Genomic DNA, 12,862 nt, shown 5'->3' with positions numbered 1-12,862 from the left:
TCGTCCAGCACCGATTCGCGCACCGAACGCATGTGAAGCGCTCCGAGACATCACGGGCCAGCGGCAAATTCTCCTATGAATTGAAACCCTTGGCAGCGGCCCCATCGTGCGTGTTGCCGCTCTGGCGCGGCAGCGCTATTAACCGCTCTTAATGCAGCCCCTGTCGCGTCCCAATGCGCTTGCCCAGCGTGACCTGCTCGGGATTGAAGGTCTTTCCCCCGACACGGTATCGGCGATTCTCGATCTATCCGAAACCTATGTCGCGCTCAACCGCAACGCCCAGAAGAAATCGGACATATTGCGTGGCCGCACGCTGATCCTTTTATTTTTCGAAACTTCGACGCGTACCCGCACTTCGTTCGAGCTCGCCGGCAAGCGCCTCGGCGCCGATGTCATCAATATTTCCGTCGCCTCGTCGGCGATCAAAAAGGGCGAAACCCTGATCGATACGGCGATGACGCTGAACGCCATGCATCCCGATGTCATCGTTGTCCGCCATCCGGACGCCGGCGCGGTTCGTCTGCTTGCCAATCACGTCAATTGCTCGGTCATTAATGCCGGCGACGGCAGCCATGAGCACCCCACTCAGGCCTTGCTCGACGCCCTCACCATCCGCAACCATAAGGGCCGCCTCGATGGTCTGCGGGTGGCGATTTGTGGCGATGTCATGCACAGCCGGGTTGCGCGCTCGAATATTCTTCTGCTCACCATGATGGGCTCACAAGTGCGGCTGATAGCGCCGCCGACCCTACTGCCGCCCGCCATCGAGCGCCTCGGCGTCGAAGTTTTTCACGATATGCGGCGCGGCCTCGAGGAATGCGACATCATCATGATGCTGCGCCTCCAGGCGGAGCGCATGCAGGGCACTTTCGTGCCATCAACGCGCGAATATTTCCGCTATTTCGGCCTCGACGAAGCCAAGCTCGCGATGGCCCGACCGGATGCGCTGATCATGCACCCTGGGCCGATGAACCGCGGCGTTGAAATCGACAGCCGCGTCGCCGACGACATCACCCGGAGCGCTATTTTGGAACAGGTCGAGCTCGGTCTGGCGGTGCGTCAGGCGTGCCTCGACATGCTGGGGCGCGACCCCGAGAGCGTGTGAGCAGGCCATGACCGATAAACGCACCGCCTATATCAACGCTCGCCTGCTGGACCCGGAAAGCGGGCTCGACGCCCTCGGCGGCCTGTTGACAGAGGGCGCGCACATCACCGATCTCGGCCCAGGCCTCTTTGCCGATGGCGTGCCAGAGGGCATCGAAACTGTAGATTGCGGCGGCCATTGCCTGTCTCCCGGGCTGGTCGACATGCATGTCCATCTGCGCGAGCCCGGCCACGAGCATAAGGAAACCATCGCCACCGGTAGCCAGTCGGCACTGGCCGGCGGTGTGACCAGTCTGTGCTGCATGCCCAACACCGACCCAGTGATCGACAATGTTGGGCTGATCGAATTCATCCACCGCCGCGCGCGCGAAGCCAAGGGCGCCAAGGTGTTCCCGTTTGCCGCCGTCACCAAGGGGCTGGGAGGCAAACAATTGACCGAATTCGGCATGCTGGCCGAGGCCGGCGCAGTGGCGTTCACTGATGATGGGCTGCCAATTTCCGATAGCCAGGTGATGCGCCGCGCACTGAGCTATGCCAAAACATTCGACCTGCTAATTTCGCAGCATGCCGAGGATCTTTCTCTGTCCTCATGCGGTTGCATGGCTGAGGGCGAGGTCGCCACCCGCCTCGGCCTCGACGGCATTCCGGAGATCTCCGAGACCGTGATGGTGGAGCGTGATATCCGCCTGGTCGAGCACACCGACGGACGCTATCACGTCGCCCATATCTCGACCGCCGACGCCGTGGATTGCGTACGCCGCGCCAAGGCGCGCGGGTTGCGGGTCACCTGCGAAGCCGCGCCACATCACTTTTCCCTCACCGATCTCGATGTCGGCGATTACCGCACCTTCGCCAAAATGGCGCCGCCGTTGCGAAGCGAGACCAACCGCGCCGCCATCGTCGAAGGCCTGAAGGACGGCACCATCGATGCCATCGCCACTGACCACGCACCGCACGATCAGGAGAGCAAGCGCCTGCCGATGGCCCATGCGGCGAATGGCATTGTCGGTCTGGAAACCCTGTTGCCGCTGTCACTGGAACTTTATCATGGCGGCCACATGCCCCTGCTCGAGCTGTTGCGTCGTCTGACACTGGCCCCGGCAGACCTGTTGAAATTGCCGGTCGGGCGCTTGCGCAAGGGCGCGCCGGCAGACCTCCTGCTGTTCGACCTCGAGGCGCCTTGGGTAGTGGACAGCACGAAATTTCGCAGCATGTCCAAAAATACGCCGTTCGATGGCCGCCCGGTGCAAGGCCGCGCCCTGCGGACGATCGTCGACGGGCGCACCTTGTTCACCGCCGAAACCTAAGGCCTCTACGTCATGCCCGATCCGATTAGTTGGGCGTATTCTTGGCCTTACTACGCGGTCGCTTTCGCCGCCGCCTATGTGTTGGGCTCAGTACCCGTCGGGCTGCTGCTCGCGCGCCTTTTTGGGCACGGCGATATCCGCGCCATCGGCTCGGGCAATATCGGCGCCACCAATGTGCTCCGCACCGGCAACAAGCCGCTCGCCGCAGCCACTTTGCTGCTCGACGGCGCCAAGGGTGCGGCGGCCGTCTTGTTGGCCGGCCAATATGGCCCCGACCTAGCCCTCGCGGCAGGCATTGCCGCGGTCATCGGGCATGTGGCGCCGGTCTGGCTGTTGTTTCGCGGCGGCAAGGGCGTGGCGACCAGCCTCGGCGTGCTGCTCGCGGTCGACTGGCGGCTTGGTCTAATCGCTTGCGCCGTGTGGCTCGCCGCCGCCGCAATCTTTCGCTATTCCTCGCTGGCAGCCCTGATCGCCTTGGTTTCGGCGCCGGGCTTCGGCTATTTGCTCGCCGGCCGCCAACTCGCCGAATTGGCAGCATTGCTGGCGGTCATCGTGGTCGTCAAACATCACGCCAACATCCGCCGTCTGTTGAGCGGGCGTGAATCCAGATTTGGCGCCGACAGGGGTAAATCAGCCAGCGGTTGACGGTTTGATGTTTATCTATTAATTGCCACCTATGGTTGATGCGCGCCCTCTTAGCGACAACGAACGTCTCGACTGGCTGCGCCTGTCGCGCAGCGAAAATATCGGCCCCATCACCTTCTTCGCGCTTTTGCAACGCTTTGGCGGCGCGGCACGGGCGCTCGACGCATTGCCGGAGTTGGCGCGCAGCGGCGGCCGCAAGCGCTCTATCAAACTGTTCTCCAAATCGGACGCCGAGCGCGAGATCGCTGCGCTTGAAAAAATCGGCGGCCGTTTCCTCGCCTGTCATGAGTGCGGCTATCCCGCACCGCTCGCCGCGCTTTCCGATTGTCCGCCACTGATCGCCATCCGCGGGCATGGCCATCTGCTCGAAAGTAATATCATCGCCATGGTGGGCGCGCGCAACGCCTCGGCCAACGGCATCCGATTCGCCTGCCACTTGGCGGCGGATTTGGGCGCCGCCGGTTTCGCCGTAGTCTCCGGCATGGCGCGCGGCATCGACACGGCGGCACATCAAGGCGCGCTCGAGAGCGGCACTCTCGCCGTGATGGGCGGCGGCGTCGATGTCGTCTATCCCAAGCAAAACGCCGCGCTCTACGAGGAAATCGTCGCGCGCGGTGTGGTAATCGGCGAGCCGCCGCTCGGCACCGTTCCCCAGGCGCGCCATTTTCCCCGCCGCAATAGAATCATATCAGGCTTGGCGCGCGGCGTCGTCGTCGTCGAGGCCGCGCCGCGTTCAGGCTCGCTCATAACCGCCCGCCTGGCGGGCGAACAGGGCCGCGAAGTATTCGCGGTGCCGGGCTCACCGCTGGATTCGCGCAGCCGCGGTTGCAACGGCCTGATCCGCGACGGCGCAATCCTGGTGCAAGGGGCTGAGGACATTATCGAAGCCTTTGCCGGCGTAATTCCCGACACCCTGGGTGAGCAACGAAACGACGAATTTGGCGCTCCGGACATGGTGGCGATGGGCGAATCGGAACTGGCTGCGGCCCGCCCTAGAGCGCTTGAACTGCTCGGCCCGAGCCCTGTTCCGATTGACGAGCTGCTGCGTCAGAGCAGGTTGACACCTGCCCTGCCACTCACCATCTTGTTGGAACTTGAGCTGGCGGGCCGCTTGGAACGCCATGTTGGAGGTCAGGTTTCGTTAATAGAATCAGTGTGATAATTCGCATTATTCCAGTTCGAGTATATTAGCTACATGAATGTCGTCGTCGTCGAGTCGCCCGCAAAGGCCTCGACAATCAATAAATATTTGGGGCCAGATTACGTGGTGCTGGCCTCCTATGGACATGTGCGCGATCTGCCGCCCAAGAACGGATCCGTCCGTCCAGACGAAAATTTTGAAATGACCTGGATGGTTTCGGACGGCGCCGAAAAAAATATCCGCGCCATCGGAAAAGCGCTCAAGAACGCCCAGCATCTCTATCTCGCCACTGACCCCGACCGTGAAGGCGAGGCCATCTCGTGGCATGTGATGGACGAGTTGAAGGGACGCAATCTCCTTGACGGTATTGCCGTCGAACGGGTCGTGTTTACCGAAATCACCAAAACCGCCGTCTTGGCCGCCATGGCCAATCCGCGCAAGCTCGATGACGACTTGATCGATGCCTATCGCGCGCGACGCGCACTGGATTATCTCGTCGGCTTCACGCTGTCGCCGATCCTGTGGCGAAAGCTGCCGGGATCGCGCTCGGCAGGGCGCGTACAATCGGTCGCGCTGCGCCTAATTTGCGAGCGCGAGGCCGCGATTGAGGCGTTTATCGCGCGCGAGTATTGGACCGTCGCGGCCAAGTTGAAGACCGCCGCCGGCGATGAGATCGAAGCACGCCTCACCCATCTCGACGGCAAAAGATTAGACAAATTCGACCTTGCGGACGAGGCCCGCGCGATGGCCGCGCGCGATCGCGTCGCAGCCGGCGAGCACGCCGTACGGGAAGTCGAAGCCAAGCGCACCCACCGCAATCCGTCGCCGCCGTTCACCACTTCTACCTTGCAGCAGGAAGCCTCGCGCAAACTGTCCTTCACGGCGCGCCAGACCATGGGCGTAGCGCAACAATTATACGAAGGCGTGGCGCTGGACGGGGAGCGCGTCGGGCTGATCACCTATATGCGGACCGATGGCGTCCATATTGCCGCGGAAGCCTTACAGCAGGCGCGCGCCACCATCGAACGTGAATATGGCGCACGCTATGTGCCGGATACAGTGCGTACCTATCGCGCCCAAGCTAAGAACGCCCAAGAAGCGCATGAAGCTATTCGCCCGACCGATCTCAGCCAGCTGCCTCAGAAGGTGCGTGGCATGCTCAGCACCGATCAGGCCCGGCTTTATGAGCTGATTTGGAAACGCACCATGGCCAGCCAAATGGCGAGCGCCGAGATCGATCAAACCGCCATCGTAATCGAGCCCGGCGACGGCAAACACACATTGCGCGCCACCGGCTCGGTAATCGCCTTTGACGGCTTTTTGCGCCTCTATCAGGAAGGCCGCGATGACGCCGCTGGCGAGGACGGTGATCGCCGGCTGCCTCAAGTGAAGAAGGATGAAGCACTTTCCCTCGCCACTGTTATCCCAGAGCAGCACTTCACCGAGCCGCCACCGCGCTTTTCTGAAGCGAGCCTGGTGAGGGAATTGGAACGGCTCGGCATCGGCCGGCCTTCCACTTATGCCTCGATCATATCGGTGCTCCAGGACCGCAATTATGTCCGCATCGAGCGCCGCCGCTTCATACCGGAGGATCGCGGCCGCATCGTCACCGTATTCCTGGAAAATTATTTCCGCCGCTATGTGGAGTATGACTTCACCGCCGCGCTTGAATCCGAGCTCGACAGTATTTCCGACGGCCAGATCGATTGGCACAAGGTACTCGCCGGATTCTGGACCGATTTCAAAGGCGCCATTGACGAAACCTCGGAACTGCGGATCACCCAGGTCATCGAAGTTCTCGACGAAACATTGGCACCGCACTTGTTTCCCGTTTCCGAAGATGGCAAGGACCCGCGCCTCTGTCCGACATGCGATGATGGCCGACTTAATCTAAAACTTGGCAAGCACGGCCCGTTCATCGGCTGCACAAACTATCCGGAGTGCCGCCATACGCGCCCGCTTAGCGGCGACGGCGACGCCGATACCGGGCCGAGAGAAATCGGCACCCACCCGGATTCAAAGCTGGCGATTACGCTCCGTAAAGGGCCCTTCGGCTATTACCTGCAATTGGGCGAAATCGCCGAAGATGGTAAAAGCAAGCCGCAGCGCGTTTCGCTGCCGCGTGACGTGGTGCCGGATACCGTCGATCTGGAAGCAGCACTTGGCCTGTTGTCGTTGCCGCGCGATGTCGGGGCCCATCCCGAAGGCGGCAAGATGATCACCGCTGGGATCGGGCGCTTCGGCCCCTACGTCAAACATGACGGCAAGTTCAAATCGTTGAAGAAAGACGACGACATATTGAGCATTGGCCTTAATCGAGCGGTTAGTTTGTTAGCCGAAGTCAGCTCACGCGGCGCCTCGGTGCTACGTGAGCTCGGCAAGCACCCCGACGACGACGCGCCGGTGACCATGAAGGAAGGCCGTTACGGCACGTATGTGCAGCACAAACGCACAAACGCTACCTTGCCTAAGGGGGCGGATCAAAACGCGCTCACCCTCGAAGAAGCCTTGGTGCTGCTGGCAGCGAAGGCTGGCAAGAAAAAAGGCAGCGTAAAAAAGAAGCCCGCCGCAAAGAAGAAGAGCGCCGCAAAGACTGGCGCCAAGAAGAAACCCGTCGCGAAGAAGAAAAAAAGCCCGGCCAAGGGGGCCGTCGGCGCTAACCAAGATAGCGTCGGGAATAGCTAAGCCCGTGCCGACCAGGCGCCGCGAGGCCGCGCCGTTTCCCGACAAGGACGAAATCCGCCGTTTTATCGCCGAAAGCAGTGGACGCGTCGGCAAACGTGAGATCGCCCGCGCATTTTCCATCACCGGCGATCAGCGCACGCAACTGCGCGAGATATTGCGTGCACTGCGCGAAGAGGGTGTGTTCGACCATCGCAAGAGTGGACCCGCTCAAAGCCTAAGCAGTCTACCCAATGTCTGTGTGCTAGTGGTCGACCGGATCGATTCCGACGGCGAACTTCGCGCCCGCCCACTCGACAAGACGGACGCGACGGAAATTCCAATTATCTACATGACGCCGGCAACGCCGAGCCAAGGCGCGCTTGGCGTCGGCGACCGGGTGCTGGCACGCCTCGAGCATCTCGACGACGGCAGCTATCAGGCCACGGCCATCCGCGTGCTCGAAGCCGGCGGCAAGCGCGTGATCGGGCTCTTTAGCCTCGACCGCGACGGTGGACGGATCCAACCGGCGGACCGCCGCGCGCGAAACGATTACCTCGTCACCAGCGAACATTGCGCCGGCGCCGAGACGGGCGAACTGGTGCTGGCAGAAATTCTGTCGGGGCGTCATCTCGGCCTGCCGCGCGCCCGCGTGACCGAACGCCTCGGAAATATGAATGATCCGCACAGCATCAGTCTGCTCGCCATTCACGCCAATTTTATCCCCACCCTTTTTTCCGATGCCGCTTTGGCTCAGGCCGAAGCCGCGCAGCCGGCGGCGCTCGATAAGCGCACGGATTTGCGCGCCGTCCCCTTGGTTACCATCGACGGGGTCGATGCCCGCGATTTCGACGATGCGGTCTGGGCCGAGGCCGATAGCGATCCCGCCAATCCAGGCGGCTGGCATATTCTTATCGCCATCGCCGACGTCGCCCATTATGCGCGCCATCGCGACGCGCTCGACCACGACGCGCGCGAGCGCGGCAACTCGGTCTATTTCCCGGACCGCGTGGTGCCGATGCTGCCCGAAGCGCTTTCCAACGGCCTCTGTTCGCTAAAGCCCGATGAGGACCGCGCCTGCCTCGCCGTGCATATCTACCTCTCCCAGGAGGGCGAGATACGGCGCCATGAATTCGTCCGCGCTCTTATGCGCTCCGCCGCCCGCCTCAATTACGCGCAACTGCAAAAGGCTCTGGACGGCCACCCCGACGACACGCTCGAGCCCTTGATGGCAGGCGTAGTCGCGCCGCTTTACGGTGCCTATTTGGCGCTCGAGGTGGCACGGCGAAAACGTGGGACTCTCGAACTCGACCTCCCCGAGAGAGAGATAAAATTGGCGCCTGACGGCAGCGTCGCACGTATTTCCGAAGCGCCGCGATATGACAGCCACAAACTGATCGAGGAATTCATGATCGCCGCCAATGTGGCCGCGGCGGAAACCCTGGAGGCGCACAAGATGCCGTGCGTCTACCGAACACACGATCAGCCCGACGACGCCAAACTGGAGGGTCTGCGCGAAATGCTGGCCGGGTTTGGTCTTAAGCTGTCGAAGAGCCGCCACATCACGCCGCTCAATCTCAATCAAATCCTCGCCAAAGCAACAGACGGGCCGAACCAACATCTCATCAGCACTTTGGTGCTGCGGGCTCAGGCGCGGGCCGAGTATTCGCCTAATAATATTGGTCATTTCGGCCTCGCCCTCAAACGCTATGCCCATTTCACCTCTCCCATTCGGCGCTATGCGGATTTGCTTGTTCACCGCGCCCTGATTACCGCTCTGGGCTTTGGCGAAGACGGCCTGCCGCCGGGTGTGGAAACGGAATTTACCGAAGTTTGTGCACATATTTCGCAGACCGAGCGGCGCGCCGTCGTGGCGGAGCGCGACGCCAACGACCGTTACACCACGGCCTATCTGGCTACGCATGTCGGCGCTGATTTTCCCGGTCGGGTCTCGGGTGTGGCGCGCTTCGGGCTGTTTGTTGAGCTTGACGAAACTGGCGCGGATGGGCTGATTCCGGCGCGCTCCCTGGGCGCCGCACGCCCACGCCATGACCCGGCCCGCCATTCCCTGTCGTTCGGCGCGACGCACGTCTCGATCGGCGACCGCGTTGTTGTGCGTCTCGCTGACGCCAATGCGCTGACCGGCGGCATGATCTTTGAACTTCTCGAATTGAATGGAAAGCCTTGGAAACAGCGCTCGGGAGGAGATCCGTCGAAGAAGCGTGGACGTGCCGGGAAGGCCCGCAAAGGCGGAAAACGGCACAGGGGAAAATAGCCGAAACCAGCCACCTCTGGCGCCGACGCCAATGCTGCGCTACCCTTGGATGGTTCGGGAGACAAGGGAGACGGGCGTGGCCAGACCAACGCCGTCGCAACGCCGCTGGCTGGAACGCGCAATCGCGCAGCCAGGCGGAAAATTGCCGCTGTTCGACGGAGAAGGGCGGCAAATCTCAAGCCGCACCGTGCGGGCCTGTCTCGGTGCGGGATGGGCAGAGCCGTGGCGCCACAACCCGATCAAACCGGATTGGATCATTTGTCGAATTACGCCGCAGGGCCGCGCGGCGATCGGCTACACACCCGAATAGAAGCACCGCACAACCGTGACACAAGAAAAGGTTGCGACGCTCCTGGCGGCGGATGGCGAAATACGTCAAACGACGGTTCGTGCCATGATCGCGGTCATCGCCTGCGCCGGATTGGTCGGCCTCACGTTCGGCTATACCCTGCCGCTGCTCTCCATCATCATGGAAAAGGCCGGCATCGGTTCCACCTTGATCGGCCTGAGCGCCGCCAGTGAATCGGCCGCCATTCTTTTGTTCGGCCCGTTGGTGCCGCGCATGATCGGCGCTCTCGGCCTCAGGAACGCGATGTTCGTGGGCATTCTGATTGGCGCCGTGGCGCTCGGCGCGCTGGCATATTTCGATCCCCTCTATGTCTGGTTTCCGCTTCGCTTCGTGCTCGGCGGCACCATCTTCCTGGTCCTCATCGCCAGCGATATCTGGGTCACTCAGGGCGCCAGCGCCGCACGCCGCGGGCGTATGATCGGCATCTATGGCACCGCCATTACCGGCGGTATGGCGGTCGGGGCGTTGCTGGTCGGGCTGATTGGAAGCGACGGCACGCTGCCTATATTTATCGGCGCCGCCATCTTCGCCAGCGCTGTCCTGCCGTTGGCCTTCGCCTACGGCCCGGCACCGGCGATGGAGGCCGCGGGAAAACTGCGCCCTCGGACCGTGCTGTTGGCGACGCCGCTGTTGGTCGCCGCCGTATTCGCTTTCGGCATAATCGATTCTTCGGCGCTTTCCCTGCTACCGGTCTTTGGTTTGCACCTTGGGATGAACGAGCAAACTTCGACCGTCCTGGTAACTGTTCTCGTCGCCGGCTCGATCCTGTTGCAATTCCCGATCGGCTGGCTGGCTGACCGTATTGATCGCATGCACGTCCTGCTGATTTGCGCCGTGGCCGGTACGGTGGCGGCGATATTCTTGCCTATTTCACTCGGCCACGACTGGGCGATGTGGATTTGCTTGTTCGTCGTGGGCGGCTCGATGGTCGGTCTCTACACCGTATCCCTGGCTATTCTCGGAGCCCGCTACACGGGCGGCGAGCTAGCCGCCGCGATCACGCTGTTCGCCATGATACTCGCCATCGGCTCGACCATCGGACCGCTGATCGGCGGTGGCGCGATCGATATCTGGGACCCGTTTGGCCTCAACGTCTTAATAATTGGTGCTTTTTGTCTGGTATTGGCGCTCGCGCTTTTTCTCGGCATCCGGCGGCGCAACGGCACTTAACTCCGGCGGCGCAGCTACACTTGACAGAGTTCAGACGGGCTGTATTGTCCGCTCGGATATCTGCCCTGAAAGAACTCAGAATTTAGACCATGGCCAAGGCAAGCAGCATCATAATCAAGCTCGTCAGCTCTGCTGGCACAGGCTTTTATTATACGACGCGGAAAAACCCGAAAACGCAGACCGAAAAAATGTTGCTGCGTAAATTCGACCCCGTCGTGCGCAAGCATGTCGAGTTTAAAGAAGCCAAAATAAAGTAGCGGGCGCCTGGCGCCATGCCATCAGCGACGCGCCGTTCTTTCTCGGCCCTAAGAGGAAGGTGGCGTTTGTCCTCACGTTCGATCCTCCCCGCCTTCCTGCTCTCCGTAGTACTCGCTTTCACCGCCGCAAGTTTGGCCAAAGCTGAGCCGACACCGGGCTGGAAGGCTTATACGTCAGGCAACCATGATCAAGCCGAAGCCATCTGGCGGCCGCTCGCCGAAGAGGGCGACTATCATGCCGCCTTTGGCATGGCTGTTCTTGCTCAATCCCGGAACCAGCATGAAGACGCCGCAGCGTGGTATGAACAGGCGGCGCGTGCGGGGCTAACCAGCGCCCAAGTGCTCCTCGGGTCTATGTATATCGATGGCCGCGGCGTGCCGCGCGACGCGGTGCGTGCCTATGCCTGGCTGCACCGTGCTACGTTGGATGGGCACGCAAATGCTGCCCGGGCGCGTGATGCTGTCGGTGCGGCGCTCACGCCCGATCAAGTCTCGCAGGCCGAAGCCTTGAGCCTCACGTTAAAGGCGCCCGAGTAAGGACAAAAATGTTGCTGGCGGCCGCCTTCAAGCGGCGATGACGACGCAATCCCGCCCGCCACGCTTTGCCGCGTAAAGCGCTTCATCGGCGCGTTTCAATTGCTGATCCGGAGATTCGGATGAGCTTTCGCGCATTGCCACGCCGACGCTCACCGTCACATCGATACTCCCTCTCGGCGTGGCGGCCTTGAAGGGCACACTGGCGATATCGTTGCGAATTCGCTCGGCGACCAACTGCGCACTTGCTTCGTTGGCATTGATCATCACGATGAGAAATTCCTCTCCACCCAGGCGCGAGGCCAAATCCTGGCCGCGCACGTTCAACTGCAGGCGCCCGGATAACTCTTTCAGCACTTGGTCACCGACATCGTGCCCGAAAGTGTCATTGACCATCTTGAAATGATCTATGTCGACCATGATCAGCGCGATATTACGATTTTCAGCGCTTCGATCCTTAGCGAGTCCGGCGAGATGGCGGGTGACGTATCGCCTGTTATAGAGCCCCGTAAGCCCGTCTGTGAACGCCATGTCGATGCTGTTTTCTAAGGCGCCGCGCAATTCTTCATGATAGTGCCGGTACCTAGCTTGCGTCAGCGACCGGGCTCGCGCTTCGCTCAAATCTATCGGCCGAATGATATAGTCACTAACGCCCAATTCTAATGCCTTGCTCACCAATTCGAGTTCCGAATTTTCAACGATAACCAGGATCGGGATATAGCGCGTCGACAAATTTGAGCGCAGCTGTGAACAGAGACGCAGCGGATCACTGCCAATCAAGCTGAGGCTTACGAACACCATGTGGTAGCTCTCTTCCAGCGCTTTCTGCATCGCTTCGATAGCATCTGACAGCACGTCCACGTGGCTGGTCTTATCGAATATCTCGGCAATCAGATCGCCCTCTGAGGAGTCTTCACCAACGAACAGAACGCGCTTGCCCAGCAACAGTTCGTTGCGGTTTTCAACATCGCGCAAAATATTCATCTGGCGCGATGTTTCTTCACGCAGGCGGAGCTCATCCAACAGGAATTTCACCCGCAACAGCGAGCGCAGCCGGGCAAACAGCGCCAGGTCGCGCACCGGTTTCGTGAGAAAATCATCGGCGCCAGCTTCGAGGCCGGCCACACGGTCCGATTGGTCGCTCAGCGCCGTCACCATGATCACCGGAAGGAGCGCAGTTGCCGGATTAGCCTTGATCCGCCGACACACTTCAAACCCATCCATCTCCGGCATCATCACATCGAGGAGGACGAGATCGGGCGGCCCTTTTAGTATTATTTCCAGCGCCTCGGCACCGCTGCTGGCGGTGATGACTTCATAATATTCCGCCGAAAGCTTGGCTTCCAGCAACCTGACATTAACAGGAATATCATCGACAACGAGGACACGTGCGGACATCTTGTTGCTCTACTGCCTCAA

At 61.1% G+C, this 12,862-nt stretch carries 11 protein-coding genes; 10 read left to right on the top strand and 1 reads right to left on the bottom strand.

What is annotated here, in order from left to right; translation table 11 throughout:
- Nucleotides 1-151 precede the first annotated feature (151 nt).
- The 10 genes from O3A94_02960 to O3A94_02915 all read left to right on the top strand — a co-directional run bounded on the left by O3A94_02960 (nucleotide 152) and on the right by O3A94_02915 (nucleotide 11,446).
- Complete coding sequence (locus tag O3A94_02960; GenBank protein MDA1355210.1) at nucleotides 152-1,105, top strand: aspartate carbamoyltransferase catalytic subunit; 954 nt, start codon at nucleotides 152-154, stop codon at nucleotides 1,103-1,105.
- 7 nt (nucleotides 1,106-1,112) lie between these two features.
- Nucleotides 1,113-2,411, top strand: coding sequence for a dihydroorotase (locus O3A94_02955; GenBank protein ID MDA1355209.1), 1,299 nt, complete (start codon nucleotides 1,113-1,115; stop codon nucleotides 2,409-2,411).
- Nucleotides 2,412-2,423: 12 nt separating this feature from the next.
- The gene (gene plsY / locus O3A94_02950; protein ID MDA1355208.1) at nucleotides 2,424-3,056 is read left to right on the top strand and encodes a glycerol-3-phosphate 1-O-acyltransferase PlsY; all 633 of its coding nucleotides are present in this window, start codon (nucleotides 2,424-2,426) and stop codon (nucleotides 3,054-3,056) included.
- A 31-nt stretch (nucleotides 3,057-3,087) separates the two neighbouring features.
- Entirely contained in the window at nucleotides 3,088-4,215 is a 1,128-nt protein-coding gene (dprA, locus tag O3A94_02945; GenBank protein MDA1355207.1) for a DNA-processing protein DprA, read from the top strand.
- A 36-nt stretch (nucleotides 4,216-4,251) separates the two neighbouring features.
- Entirely contained in the window at nucleotides 4,252-6,882 is a 2,631-nt protein-coding gene (topA, locus tag O3A94_02940) for a type I DNA topoisomerase (protein ID MDA1355206.1), read from the top strand.
- A gap of 4 nt (nucleotides 6,883-6,886) precedes the next feature.
- Nucleotides 6,887-9,133: a ribonuclease R gene (rnr, locus tag O3A94_02935; protein MDA1355205.1), complete on the top strand. Its 2,247-nt coding sequence runs from the start codon at nucleotides 6,887-6,889 to the stop codon at nucleotides 9,131-9,133.
- A gap of 49 nt (nucleotides 9,134-9,182) precedes the next feature.
- A complete protein-coding gene (locus O3A94_02930; protein MDA1355204.1) occupies nucleotides 9,183-9,443 on the top strand; it encodes a hypothetical protein in 261 nt (86 codons plus the stop codon).
- A gap of 15 nt (nucleotides 9,444-9,458) precedes the next feature.
- Nucleotides 9,459-10,652: an MFS transporter gene (locus O3A94_02925; protein ID MDA1355203.1), complete on the top strand. Its 1,194-nt coding sequence runs from the start codon at nucleotides 9,459-9,461 to the stop codon at nucleotides 10,650-10,652.
- Nucleotides 10,653-10,741: 89 nt separating this feature from the next.
- Complete coding sequence (gene rpmG, locus O3A94_02920) at nucleotides 10,742-10,909, top strand: 50S ribosomal protein L33 (GenBank protein ID MDA1355202.1); 168 nt, start codon at nucleotides 10,742-10,744, stop codon at nucleotides 10,907-10,909.
- A gap of 66 nt (nucleotides 10,910-10,975) precedes the next feature.
- Nucleotides 10,976-11,446 (top strand): tetratricopeptide repeat protein, encoded by a 471-nt coding sequence (locus O3A94_02915; GenBank protein MDA1355201.1) that lies wholly within the window; start codon nucleotides 10,976-10,978, stop codon nucleotides 11,444-11,446.
- Between the two features lie 27 nt (nucleotides 11,447-11,473).
- Here O3A94_02915 and O3A94_02910 read toward each other — a convergent pair whose 3' ends face one another.
- Nucleotides 11,474-12,841, bottom strand: coding sequence for a PleD family two-component system response regulator (locus tag O3A94_02910; protein MDA1355200.1), 1,368 nt, complete (start codon nucleotides 12,839-12,841; stop codon nucleotides 11,474-11,476).
- Between the last annotated feature and the right edge of the window lie 21 nt (nucleotides 12,842-12,862).

The sequence above is a fragment of the Pseudomonadota bacterium genome, from assembly GCA_027624955.1.
In the GTDB taxonomy this organism is placed as follows: Bacteria; Pseudomonadota; Alphaproteobacteria; order UBA828; family UBA828; genus PTKB01.
Note: the sequence above shows the minus strand (reverse complement) of the source record. Positions and strands in the feature narration are given on the sequence as shown.